General features: G+C 65.8%; 16 protein-coding genes. 5 read left to right on the top strand and 11 right to left on the bottom strand.

Features of this window, described 5'->3' with window-relative positions:
• The first annotated feature begins 180 nt into the window (after positions 1-180).
• Entirely contained in the window at positions 181-2,196 is a 2,016-nt protein-coding gene (gene pbpC, locus C7450_RS19310; protein WP_110376356.1) for a penicillin-binding protein 1C, read from the top strand.
• A gap of 20 nt (positions 2,197-2,216) precedes the next feature.
• Here the strand turns inward: pbpC and C7450_RS19305 are convergent, their stop codons facing one another.
• Positions 2,217-2,846, bottom strand: a complete 630-nt coding sequence (locus C7450_RS19305; RefSeq protein ID WP_110376096.1) for an FMN-binding negative transcriptional regulator — start codon at positions 2,844-2,846, stop codon at positions 2,217-2,219.
• On the bottom strand, positions 2,821-3,747 hold the full coding sequence (locus C7450_RS19300) for a DMT family transporter (RefSeq protein ID WP_110376095.1): 927 nt from the start codon (positions 3,745-3,747) through the stop codon (positions 2,821-2,823). The genes C7450_RS19305 and C7450_RS19300 overlap by 26 nt, the downstream gene beginning before the upstream one ends.
• 107 nt (positions 3,748-3,854) lie before the next feature.
• Here C7450_RS19300 and C7450_RS19295 point away from each other — a divergent pair, with 107 nt between their 5' ends.
• On the top strand, positions 3,855-5,264 hold the full coding sequence (locus C7450_RS19295; RefSeq protein ID WP_425351235.1) for an aminotransferase-like domain-containing protein: 1,410 nt from the start codon (positions 3,855-3,857) through the stop codon (positions 5,262-5,264).
• Positions 5,265-5,327: 63 nt separating this feature from the next.
• Here the strand turns inward: C7450_RS19295 and C7450_RS19290 are convergent, their stop codons facing one another.
• Entirely contained in the window at positions 5,328-6,854 is a 1,527-nt protein-coding gene (locus tag C7450_RS19290; protein WP_110376093.1) for a DEAD/DEAH box helicase, read from the bottom strand.
• Positions 6,855-7,419: 565 nt separating this feature from the next.
• On the opposite strand from C7450_RS19290, the gene C7450_RS19285 reads away from it, so the two are divergent.
• Complete coding sequence (locus C7450_RS19285; RefSeq protein WP_170147327.1) at positions 7,420-8,001, top strand: PRC-barrel domain-containing protein; 582 nt, start codon at positions 7,420-7,422, stop codon at positions 7,999-8,001.
• 101 nt (positions 8,002-8,102) lie between these two features.
• Here C7450_RS19285 and C7450_RS19280 read toward each other — a convergent pair whose 3' ends face one another.
• The 8 genes from C7450_RS19280 to C7450_RS19245 all read right to left on the bottom strand — a co-directional run bounded on the left by C7450_RS19280 (position 8,103) and on the right by C7450_RS19245 (position 20,200).
• Positions 8,103-9,272 carry an ABC transporter permease gene (locus C7450_RS19280; RefSeq protein ID WP_110376355.1) on the bottom strand — a complete coding sequence of 390 codons (1,170 nt, stop codon included), beginning with the start codon at positions 9,270-9,272 and terminating at the stop codon, positions 8,103-8,105.
• Between the two features lie 62 nt (positions 9,273-9,334).
• Positions 9,335-10,351: an ABC transporter permease gene (locus C7450_RS19275; RefSeq protein WP_110376091.1), complete on the bottom strand. Its 1,017-nt coding sequence runs from the start codon at positions 10,349-10,351 to the stop codon at positions 9,335-9,337.
• Positions 10,348-12,351, bottom strand: coding sequence for an ABC transporter substrate-binding protein (locus C7450_RS19270; RefSeq protein ID WP_342588528.1), 2,004 nt, complete (start codon positions 12,349-12,351; stop codon positions 10,348-10,350). Before C7450_RS19270 ends, C7450_RS19275 begins: the two co-directional genes overlap by 4 nt.
• A complete protein-coding gene (locus C7450_RS19265) occupies positions 12,348-14,249 on the bottom strand; it encodes an ABC transporter ATP-binding protein (protein ID WP_110376090.1) in 1,902 nt (633 codons plus the stop codon). Before C7450_RS19265 ends, C7450_RS19270 begins: the two co-directional genes overlap by 4 nt.
• A 235-nt stretch (positions 14,250-14,484) precedes the next feature.
• On the bottom strand, positions 14,485-16,449 hold the full coding sequence (locus tag C7450_RS19260; protein ID WP_110376089.1) for a glycosyltransferase: 1,965 nt from the start codon (positions 16,447-16,449) through the stop codon (positions 14,485-14,487).
• Entirely contained in the window at positions 16,446-17,585 is a 1,140-nt protein-coding gene (locus C7450_RS19255) for a glycosyltransferase family 4 protein (RefSeq protein WP_110376088.1), read from the bottom strand. Before C7450_RS19255 ends, C7450_RS19260 begins: the two co-directional genes overlap by 4 nt.
• Entirely contained in the window at positions 17,582-18,922 is a 1,341-nt protein-coding gene (locus C7450_RS19250; RefSeq protein ID WP_425351244.1) for a glycosyltransferase family 4 protein, read from the bottom strand. The genes C7450_RS19255 and C7450_RS19250 overlap by 4 nt, the downstream gene beginning before the upstream one ends.
• On the bottom strand, positions 18,923-20,200 hold the full coding sequence (locus tag C7450_RS19245) for a glycosyltransferase family protein (protein ID WP_110376087.1): 1,278 nt from the start codon (positions 20,198-20,200) through the stop codon (positions 18,923-18,925).
• Between the two features lie 172 nt (positions 20,201-20,372).
• Here C7450_RS19245 and C7450_RS19240 point away from each other — a divergent pair, with 172 nt between their 5' ends.
• Both C7450_RS19240 and C7450_RS19235 read left to right on the top strand, forming a co-directional pair.
• On the top strand, positions 20,373-23,156 hold the full coding sequence (locus C7450_RS19240) for an ABC transporter ATP-binding protein/permease (RefSeq protein WP_110376086.1): 2,784 nt from the start codon (positions 20,373-20,375) through the stop codon (positions 23,154-23,156).
• Positions 23,153-23,596: a Crp/Fnr family transcriptional regulator gene (locus C7450_RS19235; protein ID WP_110376085.1), complete on the top strand. Its 444-nt coding sequence runs from the start codon at positions 23,153-23,155 to the stop codon at positions 23,594-23,596. The genes C7450_RS19240 and C7450_RS19235 overlap by 4 nt, the downstream gene beginning before the upstream one ends.
• Positions 23,597-23,745 lie beyond the last annotated feature (149 nt).

Raw genomic sequence — 23,745 nt, 5'->3', positions numbered from 1 at the left:
TCCCTCCCCCCGTTCTCCCTCCCCCCGTTCTCCCTCCCCCCAGGAGGGGGAGGGTAAGGGAGGGGGCCTGGTTCGCCGAGGAGTGGGGTGCATGAGGGGGCGGACGTGAGGCCCGGCATTCGCCGGTTGGTCGCCGGTCTTGTCGGCACGGCGGCCGTTGGCCTCGTCGCGGGCGCGGCCATGCTCTGGCACTATGTGGTGGCGCTCGGGCCGCTCGATCTGTCGGTGGCCGATATCCGGTCGACCGAAGTGCGCGACCGCGACGGCCGGCTTCTGCGTGCCTTCACGACCAAGGCGGGGCGCTGGCGTCTTCCTGTGAAGACCGAAGATGTCGACCCGCGTTTCCTGGCGCTGCTGACGCTCTACGAGGACAAGCGTTTCGCGAGCCATCCCGGCATCGACGGTCTCGCGCTGGCGCGCGCCGTTGGTCAGTTCGCCATGAACGGCCGGGTCGTGTCCGGCGCCTCGACACTCACGATGCAGGTCGCCCGGCTCCTTGAGCCGCGGGCGGAGCGCACGCTTGACGCCAAGTTGCGCCAAGCCGTACGCGCCATCGAATTGGAGCATCGTTTCGCCAAGACCGAGATCCTCGCGCTTTATCTCAGCCTCGCGCCCTATGGCGGCAATCTGGAGGGGCTGAGGGCGGCGAGCTTCGCCTATTTTGCCAAGGAGCCGAAGCGCTTGTCCCTGGCCGAGCAGGCGCTGCTGGTGGCCTTGCCGCAGTCGCCGGAGACGCGCCGGCCGGATCGCTTCCCCGAAGCGGCGCGCGCGGCGCGCTCCCGGGTGCTGGCGCGGGCGCTGGAGGCGGGGTTCATTTCCGAGGCCGAAGTCGAGGCGGCCGAGCGGGCGCCGATCCCCGAGGCACGCCAGCCGCTGCCGATGATTGCAGCCCATGCCGCCGAACAGGCCGTCCGTGATGATCCGGACGCCGCGATCATCCGCCTCGCCATCGATGGCCGCCTGCAGCGGAGCTTTGAGGCGCTGGCGCGCGAAAGCGCCGAGCGCGTCGGACCCGGGCTCTCCGCGGCGATCGTGGCCATCGACAATGCGACGGGCGAGATCCGCGCGCAGGTCGGCGCGCCCGATTATTTCGCGCGCGACCGCGCCGGCGCAGTTGATGCGACGCTCGCCGTGCGCTCGCCGGGCTCGGCGCTGAAGCCGTTCATCTATGCCTTCGCCTTCGACAATGGCATCGCCCATCCGGAGACGGTGCTGGACGATCGCCGCGTCCGCTTCGGCACCTATGCGCCCGAGAATTTCGATCTCGCCTTCCAGGGCACGGTGACGGCGCGCCGCGCGCTCCAGCAGTCCCTCAACATGCCGGCGGTCGAGCTGCTCGATGCGCTGGGCTCGGTCAAGTTCCTGGCGCGCCTGCGCAGCGCCGGCGCCGATATCGTGCTGCCCAAGGACGAGGTCGGGCCGCCCGGCCTCGCGGTTGCGCTCGGTGGCCTCGGCATCCGCCTGACCGACATGGCGCGTCTCTATGCCGGGCTGGCGCGGGGCGGCGACATGCCGACCCTTGTGCGTCGCCTGGATCAGCCACCCGGCGCGCATCGTGACCAGCCGCTGACGACGCCGGTCGCCGCCTGGTATGTCGCCGATATCCTGCGCGGCGCGCCGCCGCCGGATAACGCGGTGCCGGGCCGCATCGCCTTCAAGACGGGCACGTCCTACGGCTATCGTGACGCCTGGGCGATCGGCTTCGACCGCCTGACGACCATCGCCGTCTGGCTCGGGCGGCCGGACGGTGCCTCCGTGCCGGGGCTCGTCGCGCGCATGACGGCGGCGCCTGTCCTGTTCGATGCTTTCGCGCGGCTTGATCGCACGCCGGAGCCTATCCCCGCGCCGCCCAACGTCCTGTTTGCCTCGACGGCGACGCTGCCGCCGCCGCTGCGCCATCTGCGCCAGGACCAGCCGAAGACCATCGCCGCGACCGCCACCGCGCCGCTGCGCATCGCCTACCCGCCGAATGGCGCGCGCGTCGACCTCGGCCTTGGCGCCGGCAGGATGTCCGCGCTCTCGCTGAAGGCAAGTGGCGGCGTCCTGCCGCTGACATGGCTGGTCAACGGCGCGCCGGTCTCCGAGGCGAGCCTCAGGCGCCAGGCGAGCTGGCAACCGGATGGGCAGGGCTTCGCCCGGGTCTCGGTCATCGATGCCAAGGGCGCGAGCGACAGTGTGACGGTGCGGCTGGAGTAACGCCGCGCGGGACAAGCGCGTTACCTGTGACGCGGGATGAGCCTTGAAACGGCGTGGTCGCTCGCCGCATCGCTGGCGAGGAGGCCTTCCGCCACGCCGTCACGGTCGTCGGCGTTTCGATTCTGGCTCATCTTGCGCTTGCCGTCGATGCGGGTGATCGGCAGCCGGAGCCCGACGATCCCCTTGAGTTGCGCCTTGATGAAGGCCTCCGGTGCGTCGGTCACGCTCCAGGGCTCGGCACGGGGCTGTTCGTGGAGATTGGTCAGGCGCGTGACCACCTCGAGCAGCCGGGTCGCGTCGTCGAAGAACTCGGGCCGTCCATAGGCATGCACCGCCACATAGTTCCATGTGGGCACGACTTTGCCGTGCTCCCGTTTGGCGGGGTACCAGGAGGGCGTCACATAGGCGTCCGGTCCGGAGAAAACGACGAGCGCCTCCCCGTGGACCGGCAATGCCCATTGAGGATTGGCCCTGGCGAGATGGCCGTGGAGCACGCCGTGCTCACCCTCGCTCTCATCGAGAAAGAGGGGCAGCGGGGTCGCCATCAGGCCGTCGGCCGTGGCGGTCACGAGGGTCGAAAGACGAGCCGCCCTCATGATATGCCGAAGTTCCACCGGGTCATCTTCACGGAATGCGGGTGGTACATACATCGGCATGCCCTTTTTCGTCTCGGCCGGGCGAACTCGACGATTTCGCGAACTTGCGCGCGCCGGCTACGCACAAGATCACCGCGATCGTCACCACCAGCATCGTCGTCGTCACCGGTTCGTGCAAGAGCGTGGCGGCGAGCGCCAGACCGAAGAACGGCTGCAGGAGCTGCAACTGGCTCACTGCGGCTATCCCGCCTAGCGCCAGACCTCGATACCAGAAGAAGAAGCCGATCAACATGCTGAACAGCGAAACATAGGCCAGGCCGATCCAGGCGGGCGCTTCGATGCCGGAGAATGTCGGCGGCATGGAGACGATCGCCAGCGCGATCATCACCGGCAGCGACAGGACAAGAGCCCAGGAGATCACCTGCCAGCCACCAAGCCTGCGGGACAACTGCGCGCCTTCCGCGTAGCCGAGCCCGCAGACGATGATCGCGGCCAGCATCAGACCATCGCCGACGGGTGAAGCGGCAAGCCCCTGGAACGCGGCAAAGCCCGCGACAACAGCGCTGCCCAGGGCCGAGAACAGCCAGAACAGGGGCTTGGGCCGCTCGCCCCCGCGGATGACCCCGAACATGGCGGTCGCGAGCGGCAGCAGACCGATGAAGACAATCGAATGCGCCGATGTCACGTGCTGCAACGCCAAGGCGGTCAGCAGCGGGAAACCGACGACGACGCCCATGCTGACAATGACCAGGGAGATGAAATCGTCCCGTGTCGGGCGCTTCTCCTTGAAGGCGAAGAGCAGGCCGAGCGCCAGAAGGCCGGCGATGGCCGCGCGGGCTACTGTCAGGAACACGGGATCGAACTGCATCACGGCCACGCGGGTGGCGGGCAGCGACCCGCTGAAGATCGCCACGCCGGCGAGACCGCTGATCCACCCACGCGCTGACTGGTCCATGCCGCATTCTCTCGCTTGTCGCGCTTTTGTCCCTCGCCACCGCTGGCGTGGCCAGCGACAATCCAGTACGGTTTCATCGAACTGTTATGCTAAAGGGCTCGGTACAGATGGATGAACCGGCGGTCGGGCGCACGCGGGTGGCGATGGTGATGGCGACGATCCGGCAGCGCATCGCCGGTCGCAGTCTGACCGCGGGCGCCAAGTTGCCTTCGATCCGCGGGCTGGCAGGCACATTGAAGGTCTCGGCCTCCACGGTCGTCGAGGCCTATGAGCGCCTGGTCGCCGAGGGCGCGATCCACTCCCGGCCCGGCTCAGGCTTCTTTGTCGCCAGCCAGACGGCTCCGTTGTCGCTTTCGGAGATTGGTCCTAGGCTCGACCGTGCTATCGACCCCTTCTGGATTTCGCGGCAATCATTGGAAGCGGGCCCTGGCGACCTCAAGCCGGGCTGCGGATGGCTTCCCCCCGCATGGCTTCCGGAGGACAGCCTCAGGCGCGCGCTTCGATCCGTCTCCCGTGCCGATCCCGCGGTCTTGTCCGAGTACAGCTCTCCGCTTGGCCTGCCACCCCTGCGCCAGCTCATCGCCCGGCGCATGGCCGAGCGCGGGATGGAGGCCTCCCCGGATCAGATCGTGCTGGCCGATTCCGGGACCCAGGCCATTGATATCCTGTGCCGCTTCCTGATCGAGCCTGGCGACACCGTGCTGGTCGACGATCCCTGCTATTTCAACTTCCATGCCCTGCTGAGGGCGCATCGCGCGCGGATCGTCGGCGTGCCTTATACGCCTACGGGACCGGATGTTGCGCTCTTCGCGCAAGCGCTCGCGGAACACCGGCCCCGGCTCTACATCACCAACTCAGGGATCCATAACCCGACCGGCGCCACGCTCTCACCCGTCGTCGCCCACAAGCTGTTGAAGCTCGCCCATCAATGCGCGCTCACCATCATCGAGGACGACATATTTGCCGATTTCGAGCCCCTACCGGGGGCTCGCCTCGCGGCCTATGACGGGCTCGACCGCGTCATCCATATCGGCAGCTTTTCCAAGACGCTGTCCGCGTCGGCCCGCTGCGGCTTCATCGCCGCCCGGCGCGACTGGATCGAGGGTCTGACCGATCTCAAGATCGCGACCTCATTCGGCGGTGGTCGGCTCAACGCGGAACTTGTCCTGCGTGTCCTGAGCGACGGCGGCTACAGGAAGCATGTGGAGACGCTGCGCAGCCGCCTCGCCAAGGCGAGGTTCGAGGTTGCGGCAAAGTTGAAGGCGATGGGCATCATGCCCTGGATCGAGCCGCAGGCCGGCATGTTTCTGTGGGCGCGCCTGCCGGATGGACTGGACGCCGCCGATATTGCACGCGCAGCGCTCGCGCGGAATGTCGTGCTGGCGCCGGGAAACGCGTTCAGCCTGTCGCAAACCGCGACGAACTTCCTGCGGTTCAATGTCTCGCAAACATCCGACGAGCGCATTTTCGATGTATTGCGTGCTGTTCTCGCCCAGGCCCGGGATGGGGGCGCTTAGTCCAAAGCGCGTTGATCCCTCCCCTCAGGGGAGGGATCGGCGCGGTTCGATCGGATCGTGCGTCTACGACTGCGCGCTGCGCGAGGCAGGGCCCTTGTAGCGGGGACGACGCGGCCGGCCGGCAGGAGCTCCCGCCGGCGCCCCGTCGCGGCCGCCGGGGCGACCGCCGAAACCGCTTGCATGGCCTGATCCGCGGCCCGCGTTGCCGCCATGACCCTGGCCGCGACCCTGGCTCGATGCATGCTGCTGCGATGCGCCGGCGGCGGCAGGGCTGCGACCATCGCCTTGACCGTCGCGGCTGTGGCCATAGTCGCCTCCCCGTGACGGATGGGAGCCGTGGCTGCCGCGGCCAGCCCCGCCGAAGCCGCCTTGCGGCCGCGCCCGACCGCCGGCGTTGCCGCCATTGCCGCCCTGGCGCTTGGTCTGCGGCTTTGCGGAGAAAAGTTCCAGCGGTGTGGACTGGTCGGCCCGACCGTCGGTTGCCGGAATTTTCTGACGCGTCAGCTTCTCGATGTCGCGCAGATAGGCGCGTTCATCGGCATCGCAGAAGGAGATCGCGGACCCTTCGGCGCCCGCGCGGGCCGTGCGGCCGATGCGGTGCACATAGGATTCCGGCACATTCGGCAAGTCGAAGTTGATCACGTGCGTGACGCCATCCACATCGATGCCGCGCGCCGCGATGTCGGTCGCCACGAGAATCGGCGTGCGGCCGGACCGGAACTCGGCCAGCGCCTTCTCGCGCTGCCCCTGGCTCTTGTTGCCATGGATGGCCGCAGAGCGGACGCCGTCCTGTTCCAGATGCCGCACGATGCGGTCGGCACCGTGCTTGGTGCGGGCGAAGACGAGCGTGCGACCCTTGACCACCTCACGCAGGGTCCTGGCGAGAAGGTTCCGCTTGTGCGCGGCTTCGACGAAGATCACCTGCTGCTCGACGCGTTCCGCCGTGGTGGCGACCGGCGTCACCGAAACCTTGACGGGATCCTTCAGGAATTCCGCCGCCAGAGCACCGATCTCCTTCGGCATCGTCGCCGAGAAGAACAGGTTTTGCCTGGACTTGGGCAGGCCCGGAAGGATACGCCGGATGGCATGGATAAAGCCCATGTCGAGCATCTGATCGGCCTCGTCGAGGACGAAGACTTCGACGCTGCCGAGATTCACCGCGCGGCCATCGAGATGGTCGATCAGCCGGCCGGGAGTCGCAACGAGAACGTCGACGCCCTGGGCAAGCTGCATGGCCTGGGGGCGCACGCCGACGCCGCCGAAGCAGACGGCAATCGTCAGGCCGAGATGCCGGCCGTAGGTGCGGAAGCTGTCGGCGATCTGGCTCGCCAGTTCGCGCGTCGGGCTCAGCACGAGCGCCCGGCAGGCATGGCGCCGGCGCGGCTCCTTGTTCGCGGCGAGCTTGTGCAGGATCGGAAGGGCAAAGGCCGCCGTTTTACCGGTGCCCGTCTGGGCTATTCCGAGGAGGTCATGGCCTTTGAGAAGATGGGGAATACTCTGAGCCTGAATGGGTGTCGGCGTGTGATAGCCTTCACCTTCGAGGGCCTTGAGCAGAAGCGGGTTAAGGCCCAGATCCGTAAATTGAGTCAATCTGAAATTCTTTCCAAAACAACACACCGACTCTGCAAGCCGACGGCGTTGCAGGTCGCGAGCGCGGGGAGATGAACGCCCCGCGTGATTGGGCTGTTCGGTGAGGTGCGGGCTGTCGGCGGGCGACGATTTTCATCATCGCTCACGCTGCCGATGGCATAGTGCCCACACCGGTATCCTTGAACTGGTCCCAACCGCTCCAAAAGTCAAGCGGAATGCCTGCCGTCTTTGGTCGCATGCCGGCTTAAGCCTGCGGCGTTCGGAGGTAAACCCGCGTCATTCCGGGCTCGCATCAGCGGCGAGCCCGGAATTCATGGCGACGCGGTCAGGTCGTCGCGCCAAAGAATTTCGCCGCCAGCAACGCTTTAGATGGTCGTTGGAAACTGAAGCGTCGCGTTTGGTATTATACCCTCTCGAGCCGTATTTTTCTCCGACTGATGAGGCAACGCCCACGTATAGATTGAGGGGAATGCTGTTCAAGTATCTGGCTATATCAGGGAACCATCGGCTGCTCACGTCGTTCAATCTCCAGAGCGACCATTTCGTAACAAGGAGAGGCATAACGATGATCAAGCATCTGACAATTGCGACAGCATTGATGACCGCGCTGGCTGCCGGTCCGGTTCTTGCGCAGAATGCGACGAGTCCGTCCCCCGCCGCCCCTTCGGGCAGTAAACCGCCGGCGATGGCTCCGGCTGCGCCTGGTGCTGCACCCGGAGCGGCGACCAATGCGACGCGTGCGCCCTCGGGGGCGGTCACCTATATCGGTCAGCAGACCAGTAACCAGTTGCTCGGCTCCAAGCTCATCGGCGCGTCCGTCGTCGGCAGCGAGGATGCCTCCATCGGTGAGATCAACGATCTGTTGATCGCCCAGAATGGTACCGTGGAGGGCGTCGTCGTTGGTGTCGGCGGGTTCCTGGGGCTGGGCCAGAAGAACGTGGCCATGCCGATGCAGGCCCTCCAGATCACCCCGGACGGCAACGCGGCCAATACGCCGAAGATCATGGTGCAGGCGAGCAAGGCCGAGCTGCAGAATGCGCCTGAGTTCAAGCGCGCAGACGATACCGATTCCATGACGACCGGGTCGACGAGCCGGGCGAACCCGCCTGCCGCGGCGCCAGGAGCGCCTGCCGCGCCCGCCCGTTAAGGCAATAGAACGACCTCCGGTTCCGAAACGACCTCCGGTTCCCACTTGCAGCCCGCCTTAGGCGGGCTGTTCTTTTGTGCCGCAACGCTTTCCGGGGCGGTTCAGTGATAGGGATCGGCCGCGTCGCGCAGTCCATCGCCCATGAAGTTGAAGGCGAGCACGACGAGCACCACCGGCGCGATCGGCCACAGCAGCCAGGGTTGCAGGTTGACGGCCGCGAGGTTCTGCGCCTCGTTGAGGAGCACGCCCCAGCTGGTGATCGGTGGCCGCAGCCCAAGACCGAGGAAGGACAGCGCCGTCTCGCCCAGGATCATCGAGGGGATCGACAGCGTCGCCGATGCGATCAGATGGCTCATGAAGTTGGGGATCAGATGACGCGCGATGATGCGGCGCCGCGAGGCCCCCATCAGCACGGCTGCCCGCACATATTCTTCCTCGCGCAGCGCCAGCAGCTTGGAGCGCACCGCCCGCGCCAGCCCGGGCCAGTCGAGCAGTCCCAGGATGATGGTGATGCCGAAAAAGACGAGCAGCGGGCTCCAGTTGGCGGGCAGGGCGGCCGAGAGGGCGAGCCACAGCGGCAGTTCCGGCAGTGAGCGGAGAATCTCGATCATCCGCTGCACGACATTGTCGACCCAGCCGCCGAGATAACCGGCGATGCCGCCAAAGAACAGACCGAGCGCGAAGGACACGGCGATTCCGACGATGCCGACCGTCAGCGAAATACGCCCGCCATAGATGATGCGCGAGAAGACGTCGCGGCCGAGCCTGTCGGTGCCGAGGAGGAAGAAGGTGCCGCCCTCAGGCGGACAGACGAGATGCGCACGCGCGTCCAGGAGGCCCCAGAAGCTGTAGCGCTCGCCCTCGCAGAAGAAGCGCAGCGGCTGCGGCTTCGTGCGGTCGACGACATAGTCGCGGGTGAAGGTGTCGAGGTTGAAGGTGAAGGAATAGGGATAGACGAAGGGGCCGACGAACCGGCCCTCGTGGAAGAGATGGACTCCCTGCGGCGGCGCGTAGAGAAAATTGCCGTTGCGCTGGTTCTGCCCGTAGGGCGCGATCAGCTCGACGAAGGGGATGCTGAGGTAGAAAAACAGGAGGATGATCGCCGAAACGACCGCAAGCCGATGGCGCTTGAACTTCCACCAGATCAGCTTCAGCGAGGATGCCTGGTAGAAGCGTTCATCCTCACCCGTGCCAGGATCGGCAAGGCCGGGGTCAAAAGGCGCCTTGTCAACGAAATGTGCCGTTGCGCTTGTCCCTGCATCACGAGTCATCGTCATGGTTCACCTCGCGATGCGTCAATCATGGTTCCCCGCAAATCAGTGTCGCTTGCATGTCAACGTTGCCCGAGCCGGATACGCGGATCGAGCCATGCGAGCAACAGATCCGAGATGAGCATGCCGACGACGGTCAGCACGGCGACGAACATGAGAATGAAGCCGGCAAGAAACTGATCCTGGGATTTGAGCGCGGCGAGCAGGATGGGGCCGACGGTCGGCAGGCTCATGACAAGGGACACGAGCACCGATCCCGAGACGAGATGCGGCAGAAGGTTGCCGATATCGGACACGAAGGGGTTGAGCGCCATGCGGAAGGGATATTTCAGCAAGGCCTTTGTCGGCGGCAGCCCCTTGGCCTTGGCGGTGACGTAATACTGCTTGCTGAGCTCGTCGAGCAGGTTGGCGCGCATGCGCCGGATCATCGCCGCCGTGCCCGCCAGCCCGATGACCAGGGTCGGCACGATGAGATGCTGGAGGAGCGACTTGATCTTGTCCGCCGTCCACGGCTGGTTCGCATAGCGCGAATCGTAGAGCCCGCCGATGGATATCCCGAACCAGCGGTTCATATAATAGAGGAGTATGAGAGCCAGCAGGAAGCTCGGCACAGCGAGGCCGATATAGCCGATGAGTGTGAAAGCATAGTCGCCGAACGAATACTGTCGTCGCGCCGAATAGATGGCGATCGGAATGGCGACGATATGAACGAAGGCGACTGTTGCCAGGTTGAGCAGCAAGGTCAGCCAGAGCGCATCGCCGACCACCTCGTTGACCGGTTTGTCATATTCGAATGACCAGCCCCAGTCGCCCTGCAGCAACCCGGAGTAGCCGTTGCTGCCCGGCATCACGCCGATCCAGACGAGATACTGCTCCCAGATTGGCCGATCGAGACCATATTGCTTGATCAGGAAGTCGGCACGTGCCGCCGCCCCCGCATCGCCCTGCGAACGCAGCTCCGCGATCTGGTTCGACAGAAAATCCCCAGGGGGAAGCTTGATGATGAAGAAGGTCAACGCGCTGATGAGCAGGAGCGTCCCCACCATCGTGGCGAAGCGCTTGACGAGAAAGCTGATCATAATGCCTGCGCCACCCGACGTTCCGGCTTGTCCCAATAGATTTCGTCAACCCGATAGATCCCGACAAGCGACGTGGGATCCCAGCTATACAGCGCCTTCTTCGGGAAGTTGGCGAGGCCGTCACGCAGGACGATCGGCTGCAGCGCATCGGCCACCGTGCCGATCGACCATTGCTGATCCGCATGATTTGACAACATTTCCTTCCAGATGCCGGCCTGCTCGACCTCATTGGCGGTGCTGAGCCAATCTTCGTACAGCGTCAGCAGACGTTTGGCCTCCTTGACGTCACAAGCTTCGCCGTTCTTGCCCTTGGTCTCGATATACTGGCCCCATTTCGGCCAGGCGAAATTGTCCTGGAAGATCGGCGCGAGTTCCGACGGCAACATTTCCGGGGTCGGAATGGCATTGTCCAAGCCGAAGCCCGCCACCATCACCGGCAACCCGGCATAGGCGCGATTGCGCAGCACATTGATGTCCTGCGGCTTGATGAAGAGGCCGACGCCGATCTCCCGCCAGAATTCGACGATGAGTTGCAGCGTGTCGACCGTCATGCCGCCTTCACCGTCGACTTCCACGACGATCTCGAGCGGCCGTCCGTCGGATAGAAGGCGCGTGCCGTCACCGCGACGTTTTGTAAGGCCGATCTCGTCCAGGAGGGCGTTGGCGGCTTCGGGATCATAGATGCCGTAGCGCGTCCGGAACGCCGGCTCGAACAGCGCCGAACCCTCACGGACCGTGTTGTTGCCCTCCTGTCCCAACCCGAAGAAAATCGCGTTGTTGATGGTGTGGCGATCGATGCCGAGCGACAGGGCCCGGCGGAAGCGGACGTCGCGGTTGAGCTGGCGCCAGACCGGATCGACAACGGTGAGATTGGGAAAAAGCGCGACCTGCGACCCGCGGGCGATCGGCCAGAGAAGTGTGCGATAGCCGTGGGCCTTCTCGCCTTCCTTCAGAACGGGAATGTCCGGCATGGAGAGGCCGCGCGCCAGGAAATCCACCTCACCGGCGTTGGCCTTGGCCGGGAACAGTCCGCTCGAGGCGATATCGACGATGATCTTGTCGACATAGGGAAGCTGCTGCCCGGCTTCGTCGACCCGATGGTAGTAGGGGTTGCGTTCGAACACGAAGCGCGTCGCGGGGCTGGCGTTCATGATCTTCCAGGGCCCGAGCGTCGGAATCTCCGTGTTCGAGTTCTCGAACATGTCATCCATGCGGTTGTGCAGGGCCGCCCAGGATTTGAGCTTGGCCCGCGCAGCCGCCTGGGCGAGACCCTCCGCATCGGAATACTTGCTGTGAAACGTCTTCATGTAATGCGCAGGCCGATAGATCATCGGGTCGCGCGGCAGTGCCAGGGTCGGCAGGAAGCGCGGATTGGGCCTCTGCCATTCGTAACGCACCGTCACCTCATCGATGACCGAAAAGGTCGGCAACTGGCCGTCGATCATCATGAAGATCGGCGGGCCGGCCGGGGACAGCGCCTTGTTGAGCGCCACATCCTCCCACCAGTAGCGGAAGTCCTCGGCGGTGAAGGGATGTCCGTCCGACCACCGGTGGCCGCGGCGCAGATTGAGGGTGATGACGCGATCATCCTCGTTGGTGACGGATTCGAGGACGTCCGGACGCAGAACGAGGGTCTCGTCGTAGCCGACGAGGCGGTTGTAGGCGATCGCCGAGAGATAGCGCAGGTCGCGCGATTTCGCTGCGATCGTGATGATTTCGCCGCCCTGCTTGCCGATTTCGCGGCCGCGGGCCTTGAGGTCGGCCACCAGCGGCTGCTTGGGCAGGCGTTCGGCGATGGGCGGCAGCTTGCCGTCGTCCACCATTGTCTGGAAGAACGGGGTCTCCACCCAGCGGCTGGGCAGCGGCATGGTGGAAGGGCCGAGCGCAGACTGCGCCCATGCGCCGCGGGAGAGTGCCGCGAGACCGGCGGCGGCGAGGCCAGCCCTCGCGAATGCGCGGCGGGTTATGGGACGATGGAGGTAGGGAGGTAGGCGTGTCATGCAGCCCTCCTTTCGCCGGTCAGGTTCATGCGCACGCGATGGCCAGGCTCGATCTCGTGCATCGTGCTCGCGATGCCCGGCGCGAGCCGGAAGGGGTCCGGCCATTTGCCCGGGTCGGAGAAGCGGTCGGAACGCAGCGCGTTGAAATCGAGCGGATGGTCAAGGTCGGGGCTCGGCACCGCGGCAAGAAGCGCACGCGTATAGGGATGGGCAGGGTTGCGGAACAACGACGCCTTCGGCGCCTCCTCGACGATATGGCCGCGGCACATCACGGCGATGGTGTCGGCGAGATAGTCGACCACGGCCAGATTGTGCGACACGAACAGATAGGAGAGGCCGAGCGCACCCTGCAGGTCCTTCAAGAGGTTGAGGATCTGCGCCTGCACCGACACGTCGAGCGCCGACACCGGCTCGTCGAGCACGAGCACCTGCGGCGAAAGGGCCAAGGCGCGCGCAATGCCGATGCGCTGGCGCTGGCCGCCGGAGAAGGAATGCGGGTAACGCCTGAGATAGCGCTTGTCGAGACCGACGAGCTCCATCAGCATCTTGGCCTTGGCGAAACGCTCTTCACTCGTGCCGATGCGGTGGATGACGAGCGGCTCGATCAGCGCTTCATAGACGGTCATGCGCGGGTTGAGCGACGAGAACGGGTCCTGAAAGACGATCTGGACGGCGCGGCGATAGGCGAAGAGATCGTTGCCTTCCAGCTTGCCGATATCACGGGGGCCATTGCCGTCGTCGAAGAGGACGCGGCCGCCGTCCGGGTCGATCGACCGCATGATGATCTTGGACACCGTCGTCTTGCCGCAGCCGGACTCGCCGACGAGACCGAGTGTTGTCCCGGACGGCAGGGCGAGGCTCACCTCGTCGATGGCACGCAGGGTCTTGGTGCGGCCGGAGAACCAGCCGCTGCGCAGGGTATAGGTCTTGCCGATGCCCTCGACCGCCAGCACGGGCCCTTTCGGCTGTTTGCGCGCGATCTTCGGCGCGGCTTCGATGATGCCGGTCGACGCCACCTCGCGGATGGGCGTCAGCCGCTCGCCGGGGGGCATGTCGAACCGCGGCACGGCGCGTAACAGCGCCTTCAGATAAGGGTGCTGCGGATCCCGGAACAACGCATCGCGCGTGCCGGATTCCACGATGCGGCCCCGATACATGACGGCGACGTCGTCGGCCATATTGGCGACGATGCCGAGATCGTGGGTGATCAGGAGGATCGCCATGCCCGTCTCGGCCTGCAGCTCGCGCATCAGGTCAAGGATCTGGGCCTGCGTCGTCACGTCGAGGGCCGTCGTCGGTTCGTCGGCGATGAGGAGGGCCGGGCGGCAGATCAGGGCCATGGCGATCATGGCGCGCTGGCGCATGCCGCCGGACAATTCGAAGGGATAGGTGTCGAAGGTGCGCTCGGGATTGGGAAATCCGACGCGTTCGAACACGGCGATGGAGAGTGTCTTGGCTTCCGCGGCGGAGACCTTCTGGTGAAGCATGACCGCTTCGCTGACCTGGTCGCCGACCGTATGGACCGGTGACAGCGAGGTCATAGGCTCCTGGAAGATCATGGCGATCCGCCCGCCGCGCAGCCCCCGCATCGTCTCCGATTCCGGGTCGAGCCGCGCGATGTCAAGCGGCTGGCCGGCATCCCGTGGCCTGGCGGGATCGCGGAACAGGATCTCGCCGCCCGTCACGTGGCCCGTCTTCGGGAGGATGCCGAGAATGGCTTGCGACGTCACGGACTTGCCTGAGCCGGATTCGCCGACCAGGGCTACCGTGCGCCCGGCCTCGATCGTCAGCGACACGCCGTCGAGCGCGCGAAAGGAAGCCTGGTCACCTGTGAAAGTGACTTCAAGACCGCGTACAGCGAGCAAGGGCCCGTTCTGCGGCTTGCCGGCCGTTTCCATCACACTCAATGCATTCCCCTCCGACGTCCTCGCCGATATTATCAACATTAATCTATTACAGGAGTCTGTCACTTTATCGAGACAGACTTTCCATGTGTTTTGCGCAAGAGTGCGCAAGAGATGGTCTTCGAGATGGTCTTCGAGATCACCCTCGAGACGGCCCTCGCGCGCGCGCCGGATTATTGCCTAATAGCCGCCTCAAGGGATTGACCTGTCGCAATTTGCGGCAGGGCGGTCATCCCTGTGCTTCAGCCGGACCGGTGCCGGCGAAAATGGCGCGCGCGGCTATCGGCCTGACGATGGCCGAAGCCATGAGATGTGCAATCAGATCCTCGCAGAAGTGCCAGATTGCCGCGTCATGGGCGAGATGATGGGTCAACAGGCCAATCGGCTCGTCATCAGGCGCCGCGACGATATCGCGCGCGAGCTGGTTGAGGATGGCGTCCGGATTGGCGAGGCTGCGGCTTCCGCGCCAGTCGATCGGGTCGCAGTGCGTGTTGGCGACGGTAAGGCCCGGCACAAGCTTGCGCCGCTTGAAGGTCGACAGACCGGTGTAGCCTGGTTGCGCGAGCGTCGCGGCCAGCGCGGGCGCGATCCGGTTCCATGGCGGCACGAAGGCCGGGACGAGCCTGTCCGCCATCAGGGCGTGCAGCCCGATGAGCCCGGCGCGCGCTTCATCAAGCATGGCGCCCTGGGGCCGATGGTCGCCGAATTCCGCCTTCTTCTCGCCGGGGGGTGCGTGGTTGTGGTGGCGGAAGCCGTGCACCAGAACGTCGACGCCTGTCTCGATGGCAAGGCGCGCGGCGAGATCCGGTCCGGCTCCGCCGGGAATGACGGCCAGCGCAAGGGGCATCCGATGTGCAGCGGCCATGGCCAGAATCCGGTCGAGCGCCGGTGTCGGCGCAACGGCATCGTCGTCGCGCCACCAGATGTCCAAGGGTGCGCCGCGATCGGCACGTCGCTTGAGCGCATCGTCCAGAGCCGCCCAGCGGAGGGGGCCTGCCGCCTTGAGGGGCGTTGCCCCGCGCGAAGCCGATGACGGGATGGCCGCCACATGGCGCGTGGCGGCCAGATCCTCGATGATCGCCACGCTGCGGTCGAGGCCGCTGCGGTCTATTGTCGCGGCGCGCGGCTCCGGACCGGCCATCGCGACGCGCACGGCTTCGGCAAGGCGGTCCGCCGAAAGCTCGCCCTGGGGCAATACTGTCACCAGCCCTTCGCCTGCGAAACGCTCGGCGCGCAGGCGTTGCTCCGTCTCGCCGCCCTCCTCGAAGGGCACGACGACCGCGCGGGTTCCGGCGCGCAGCAGATCGACTGCGGTATTGTAGCCGAACTGGCTGACGGCTACGGCGGCGCGGGCCAGCAGGGCCGGAAAGTCGCGTCGGGCGCGTTCGACGACGGCATGCGCCGGCGCCGCCTCGCCGAGCGCCCGGAAGTCCTCCTCACTGACACCTGCGCCGACCAGCAAACGCCAGGCGTGGTCCGTCAGCATCCGCGCCGCCCCGACCGCCGCCCGGTAGAGCGGCAGCGATGCGGCGCTGCCACCGCCGGATACGAGGATCTCGCCTCCGGGGATCTCTGTCCCATCGGACCGGGCGGCGGACGCGGCACCATCATCGATATAGCCGGTATAGTGGAGGAGTGGCGCGACGCCGGCATCGACCGGCCAACTTGCCTCCAGCGGCAGCACGGCCGGGTCCCCGTGGACCAGCATCGCATCATAGAAGGCGCGGAGGTGGTCGTGGGTCAAGGCGATGCGCTCCGGCCGGCGTGACGCGGCCAGCACGTCACGCGCCGACGACAGGATCAGCGGGCGTGGCATCATGGCGTGCGACGCTTTTAGCAGCGCCAGATGCTCGGCGGCGAGCGCCCTGCGGCCGAACGGAAACAGCTCCGTGATCACCACATCAGGGCGGACCGCGTGAAGCGTTGTCACCAACTGCGCGGCGCGCGCCGCGAGATGCGCAGGGAGGGCGGTCTCGCCCGTTTCGTCCAGGAGATGCGAGAAGGCCGCGCCCTTGACCCGTAAGGGCGGCAACTGGACCACCGTGACGCCTGTGCTGTCGAGAAGCGGCGAGGGCATGCCGCCCGAGGCGAGGGTGACGTCATGGCCTGCCGCCGCGAGGGCACGGGCGATGGCGGCCGCGCGATTGAGATGGCCGACGCCGAGGAGATGAGTGACCGTGACGAGGATCTTCATGGCGTACCCGTTCCGGCGGGTGGCGCGGCGATCAAAGCCGAGAGCGACTGCCGCAGGAGGGCGGCGGCGCCGGCAAGGCTGCGCTCCCGGCGTACGAAATCCCTGGCGGCGGCGCCCATGGCGGCGCGTCGTGCGGAATCTTCGAGGAGCGCTGACAGGGCCGTGGCGAAGGCTCCAGCATCACCGGCGGGTACCAGAAGGCCGGTCTCTCCAGCGCGGATCACACCGGGCACGCCGCCATAGGCGCCGGCGATGGCGGGGCAACCCTGCATCGCGGCTTCAAGGAAGATCATGCCGTAGGCCTCGTTGACGGCGGGCCAGAGCAGGAGATCCGCATCGGCATAGAACGCTGCGAGGCGGCTTTCGTCGTCGATCAGCCCGTGGAAGGTGACGCGGGTGCCGAAGGGGGCGAACAGCGCCTCGACCTCGGCACGGGCGGGGCCGTCGCCGACAATATCCAGGTGCCATGGCCCATGACTGGACAACTGCTGGAGCGCCTCGGCCAGCAGGCGGTAGCTCGCGAGCTTGTCGCCGGGACGCATCATCGCCACGGTCAGGAGGCGCGCGGGCCCCTCGGGGTGCGGCGGCCGCGCATCCGTGACAGGCGTCGCGTCAATAAAGGGCGGCAAGGACAAGAGCTGCTGGCCGGCAGGGCGCGCCGCCGCAAGGGCAGGGCGATCGGCCTCATTCATCACGAAGACGATGGCGGCGGCATCGAGCGCGGCCTCCGCGCCCGCATGGCCGAGGCGCCACGGGCCATCGGCCCGTCTGCGCGCGCGCGAGCCCTCCGCGACGACATAGGGAATGCCGAGCGCCGCCGCGACCCGCGGGCCGATCCAGTCCGGTGCCTTGTAATAGACGTGATAGGTGAACCAGAGGGCAGGCCGTGCGGCTGCAGGCATAGCCCGGTAGACGGCGATGAGGCGATCGGCCTCCGCGAGGCTCGCCGCCTGCAGGGTGCTTTGCCGGGATGGCTCGCCGGCGCCCTCGAAGCTGCGCAGGGTGCTCGCAAGCTGCGGCACGAAGCCCGCCTCCCCGAGCGCATCCCGCAAGAGCCGCGCCATCCGCCGGTCGCCGGAGGCCACGGGATGGTCTGGCGGCTTGAGCGGCGCATAGAACGCGACCGTGGCTGTCATTCAGCGCGAACCGCGGCAAGGGCGCGTTCGGCTTCAAGCTTTGCCGCAGCGCCTGACCCGGGAACGGCGTCGCCATCGCCGCCGAGCTGGGCCTGGAACAGCGTTGCCAGATGATCGATCCCGGCCTCCATGGAAAAATCCCGGGCGAGCCGGGCCGCCGCCGCCTTCCCGAGATAGGTGCGGCGCGCGGGATCGCGTGCCAGCATGTTCACGGCATTGGCGAGGAGATCCCAGCGGCCGGGCGGCACCAGCACGCCCTCGCGCCCGTCGCGCAGGAATTCGGGAATGCCGGCAAAGTCGCTCGCGACGATGGCGAGTTCCTGGCTGGCGGCTTCCATCAGAACATTGGGCAGGCCGTCGCGATCGCCGGACTTGGCCTGCTTGGCCGGCAACACGAACAGGTCCGCCTCGCGCATCATGGCGATGACGTCGGGCTGCGCCTTCGCGCCCAGGAAAACGACGCGCCCCCCTATGCCCTCGCGCGCCGCCTGCTGCTTGAGCTCCGCCAGCAGTTCCCCCCCGCCGATATGCACGAGCTGCCAGTGCAGGCCTTCGGGCAAAGCCGCCAGCGCCGTGAGCAGATCATCGAAGCCCTTTTTGGCAACGGCGCGCCCCACGGTGACGATGCGGATGGGATCCGCAGGATCCGAACCATCTCTTGCTGGCCGCTGTGGCGGTGCCGGAAATCGGCTGAGGTCGAGGCCATGATAGACGAGATCGACGCGCCCGACCCCCGATGGGCTGGGCGGCGCAAGCGCTGTGAGCCGTGCGTGGCCGTCCCGCGTGCAGGTCACGCCCCAGGCGCTGTCGGCGATCTTTTCCCGGATCTCCCAGTCAGGCGTCGTCCAGATGTCCTTCGCGTGGGCGGAAAAGCTGAAGGTCAGGCCGCGCAGCATGGCCGCGTAGCGCACAACCGAGGCGGGCGTGTGCAGATAGTGCACGTGGAGATGGCGGATTTCGGCGGGGAGTTCGCGGGCAAGCACGAAGGCCTGGCCCAGGCGGCGGCCACGGTTTGGCGTCATGTCGCGCTTGAGATCCCGCCAGAAGGTGGCGAGCATGCGCCGCACGCCCGGTTGGCGCAGGCCCCAGGCAAGGCCGGCGGCGACGCGCAGGGGCTCCTGGTAGAGATATTCGGGCAGGTAGCTGGCGCGCGCCTTGATCCGCTTGTGCATGGGATGCACCGCCTTTTCCGTCGGATGCCGGAGCGACCAGATGGAGAGCGGCAGGCCGCGCCCCTCCAGCGCCAGGATTTCCTGCGCGATAAAGGTCTCCGACAGGCGCGGATAGCCTTTGACGACGATGGCGATGGTCGGACGCTGCTGCGACGGCACGGGCAGTTACTCGGCCGCCTGATGGGTGACGGCCGGTTCCGGCCGCTCGGCGAGCCACGCGTTGAACCGGCGCCCGATGACGTCGAGCCCGTCGAGGAGGCCGGGCACCACAACCTCCGAAGGGCGCTTCTGCTGCATCAGGTCGCGGATCGCATGGGCCATGGTTTCCGCGCTGCCCGAGCCCTGCACCAGCATGCGGATGAGGCCGAGCCGCTCCGCCTCGGCGGCACGGATATACTGTTCAAGGCGCGGGGTGGTGCGCGGCACGATCAATGTCGGTTTGTCGAGGGACAGCACCTCGCAGAAGGTGTTGTAGCCTCCCATGGCCACCACGGCCGAAGCGCGGTTCATCAGGAGCTCGAGCTTCGAATCGAAGGAGATGGCTGCAAGCTTCGGATGTTTGGCGATGCGCGTCATGAAGCCGCGCCGCTGGTCCCGGTTGATGAACGGGCCGAAGACGATGAGCGCGGGGATGTCCGGACAGGCTGGCGATTCGTAGGCGGAGATCGTCCAGTCGATCAGGTCCTCGCCGTCGCCGCCGCCTCCCGTTGTCACGAGCACGAAGGGGCCGCGGGTGATCCGGGGATAGCTCGTGATGCTCGCCTCGCGGGGCAGGCCGCGACGGAGATAGCCCGTGTAGAGGATGCGCTGCTTCACCTCGTCGGACAAGGGAAGGCAGGAAAGCGGCTCGTAGACCTGCTCGAGGCCATAGACCCAGATCTCGTCGTAGAAGGTCGACAGCGCCTCGAGCCCGCCCTTGCGCTCCCATTCGGGCTTCAGGGCAGCCGGTTCGTCCATCACGTCGCGAATACCCAATACGAGGCGGGCGCCGTTGCGCTTCAGGATGTTCAGGGCGGGCAGGATCTCGCCCCGGAAACCGGTGGGTTCCTTGTCGATGATGACGAGGTCCGGCCGGAAGCTCTGTGCCGTCTGCGCGATGATGGCGGCGCGCAGATGCGTCGTTTCCTCGATGCCGATGTTCAGGTTCAGGCTTCGGTAGTCACCATTGCGCAATTTCACGACGCCGGGCACGCGCACGTGATCCACGCCGGATCCGAACTCGAAATTGCCGATGACCGGAGAGCCCGAAATGATGACCACGGATACACCGGTGCTGCCAGCCGCCAGCGCGTTGGCGATGGCACGCGAACGCCGGAGGTGCCCGAGCCCGAAGGTGTCGTGGCTGTAGATGAGCACACGCGCCCGCTCGCCAACCGGTTGCGGCGGGAGGGGATGTTCGACGAGGCCGCCGATATGCTCGTTGTCGAATACTGCCGCCGGCATGGCAGCCCCCCGGCCGGTTAATCCCGCAATCCCTGTGTTATGGATTGCTTCGGAGCTTTCGTCCATGGTGGAGGAGCTCATATAGTCCTATTATTAACGAGGACGCATCAGGTACGGCTCGCATTGAGATGCCCTATTTGTTGCTTTTGCGTGTCAATGCGGAATCAACTGCGTGGATAAAAGCCTCTTCCGCTATATCTGGAGATACTCCAGCCGCGAGCAGCTTGTCATTTTCGCGGTCATCCTCGCATCGCTCCCCTTCTACTTCTGGTCGCTCGACCTGCCGAAGAGCATCGTCAACGATGTGATTCAGGCCGGCGCGTTCAAGAATGGCAAGACCGACGCCATTTTTCTGGAGATCGCCTTCACGCCGCCGGCCTTTCTGGGCAATTGGGGGCGCATCGTCGTCTTTCCTGGCATCACGGTGGACCAGCTCGGGCTGCTGCTCGGCCTGTCGCTCATGTTCCTCGTGCTCGTGCTGATCAACGGCGCCTTCAAATACTGGATCAATGTGGCCAAGGGGGCGCTCGGCGAGCGGATGCTGCGCCGCCTGCGCTTCGATCTGTTCGCCGTTACGCTGCGCTTCACGCCCAACACGCTGCGCACGGTCAAGGCATCCGAGACCGCGACGATCATCAAGGATGAGGTGGAGCCGATCGGCGGCTTCATCGGCGATGCTTTCGTCCAGCCCCTGCTTCTCGGCACCCAGGCCCTGACCGCCATGGTCTTCATCCTGATGCAGAACGTGTGGCTCGGGCTTTTGGCCGGCGCCGTGGTCGGGGTGCAATTCACGGTGATCCCGCGCATGCGGCGGATCCAGCTGCGTCTCGGCAAGAAGCGCCAGATCGCCTCGCGCCGGCTGGCCGGCCGCATCGGCGAGATCGTCGACGGCATGGAAGCGGTCCATGTGCACAATGCCACGCGCTGGGAGCGCGCTGAGATAGGCGAGCGCCTCTACTACCTCTTCGACCTGCGTTTCCGGATCTACAAATGGAAATTCATGGTCAAGTTCCTCAACAACCTCCTGGCCCAGATCACCCCCTTCTTTTTCTACGTCGTGGGCGGTTATCTCGCCCTCAAGGGGCATCTCGATATCGGCCAGCTCGTTGCTGTCATCGGTGCCTATCGGGATCTCCCGCCGCCGCTCAAGGAACTGATCGACTGGGATCAGCAGCGGCTCGACGTGCAGATCAAATACGACCAGATCATCCAGCAGTTCCTGCCCGACAGGCTTCTGCCGCCCGAGTCCATGGATGAGCCCGGCGAAATCCCTTCACTGGACGGGCCCGTGGCCTTCAAGAACCTGCACGTGCTGGACGCCCATGGCGGGACCCTGTTGGAGGGGGTGACGCTCGCCTGGCCCTATCCGGCGCGCGTCGCCCTCGTCGGCGATACGGGCCCCGGTCCCGGCGTGATGGCGCGCGTGCTTGGCCGGCGCATCGTTGACTATGGCGGATCGGCGACGATCGCCGGCAACGAACTGTCGCAGATGCCGGATTCGATCGCCGGCCGCCGCGTCGCCTATGTGGGCAGCGAGCCCATTCTTTTCCCGGGCACCTTGCGCGACAACCTCGTTTACGGTCTGCGCTATGCCCCGCGTCACCAGGGTGAGGACGGTGACGACGGGGAGATGCAGCGCATTCTCGAGGCCAAACGCACGGGCAATCCGAGCGACAGGCTCAATGACGACTGGATCGATTACCAGGCGGCCGGGGTGGATGGGGACGAGGAGCTCGACGTTCAGCTCATCGAGATCCTGACGGAGCTCGAGCTTGCCGATGACGTCTATCGTTTCGGGCTGTCGGGGCTTGTCGACCTCGACCGTCAGCCGGAGCTCGAGGAGCAGGTCGTCGAGGCGCGGCATCTCTTGCGTGCCAAGCTCGCGGAAGCGGGGCTGGAGCGCCTCGTCGAGCCATTCGACATTGACCGTTACAACCGGCAGGCCTCGATCGGCGAGAATCTTCTGTTCGGTGCATCGACCGCGCCAAGCTTCTCCGGCCGGGGGCTGGTATCCAACCCGCTTCTGCGCGCGGTGCTCGACAGTGAGGAACTGACGGACGAGTTGGTTGAGCTCGGGGCGCGAATCGCCGAAACGATGACGGAGATCTTCCGGGACTTGCCCCCGGGGCATCCGCTCTTCGATCAGTTCTCCTTCATTGCGGCCGATGACCTCCAGGACTACGAGGACATCATGCGTCGCCGCTCCATGCGCGGGACGGGTGCCTTGTCGCGTGAGGATCGGACGCGCCTGCTTGCCCTCCCGTTTGACTATATCGAGCCGCGCCATCGTCTCGGCTTCCTCAACGACAAGCTGCGCGATCGCATCGTGGCGGCGCGGAGGGCGCTGCGGGATCGTCTCAAGGGCAGCCTTTTCGAGAATGACCTCGTGCTTTATGATCCCGACGAGCTGTGCAGCGCTGCCCCGCTGCGGGACAATCTGTTGTTCGGCCGGGTCGCCCACGACATCGCCGATGCCCCGAGCCGGATCACCACCCTCATCTCCGAGGTCGTCGATGAACTCGGCCTCAGGCAGAGCGTCGAGGTGGTGGGGCTTGGCTACCAGGTCGGTCCGGCGGGGCGCCTGCTCACGCCGCAGCAGCGGGCAGGCGTGGCGCTGGGGCGTTGCATCGTCAAGCGGCCCGATCATTTTATCCTGAACAATGCGATGACTGCTTATGGCGACGCACAGGCCCGTCGTCTTTTGGCACGTTTACTCGACACTCACCGCGAGCGGTGTATCGTCGCTGTCATGCGGCAGCTTCACAGTCCTGAGGATTTCGACGTCGTCGTCGAGTTTGACGGGGCCGGGGCACGGATCGTGCATGGCACCGATCTCTCCGCGGTGGAGAACGGGACGCATGACGGGGAGGCCGCGACTGACGAGGCCGAGGCTGTTGGCAGAGAACGCGGAAGCCGTGACAAGGTCGAGGCGATATTGGCGAAAGGCAGATCATGACGTTGGAATCCGAAGTTCAATCCCTTCGTCAGGTTCCGATGTTCCGGGAGATTGACCCGGCACGGCTCAAGTTGCTCGCCTTTACCAGCGAACGCGTCGGCTTTGCGCCAGGGCAGCTGTTTTTCAGGCAGGGTGACGCCTCGGACGCGGCCTATGTCATCCTGGCGGGGCGGGCCCAGGTTGTCCTCGACCTTCCGGCCGGCGCGTTCAAGATCGCTGAACTCGGCACCAACGACATCGTCGGCGAGATGGGCATCCTGTCGGATACACCGCGTTCGGCAAGCGTGATCGCTGAGGGTGAGGTAACGGCGCTGCGCATCGACAAACGGGTCTTCCTCGAGCTTCTCGGCCAGTTCCCGCAGATGTCCATCGCCGTCATGCGCGAACTCGCCAAGCGCCTGGAGCGCACCAACGCGCGGCTTGCGGAAAGCTCAAGCTGAGGTGTTGCTGCGCAATGACCCCTGATTGGTGGTCGGCTATCCGTTGACACCAGACGATCGCCACGGCGCGACCTCTCCCCGGCGGGGAGAGGGAGAAGCGGGGCGGCCTTCTCCCGTCAGGGGACGAAACAGGGCACTTATGCCTGCGG

Origin of the sequence: Chelatococcus asaccharovorans, from assembly GCF_003201475.1 — a bacterium.
In the GTDB taxonomy this organism is placed as follows: domain Bacteria; phylum Pseudomonadota; class Alphaproteobacteria; order Rhizobiales; family Beijerinckiaceae; genus Chelatococcus; species Chelatococcus asaccharovorans.
This window is presented reverse-complemented; position numbering and strand designations above follow the sequence as displayed.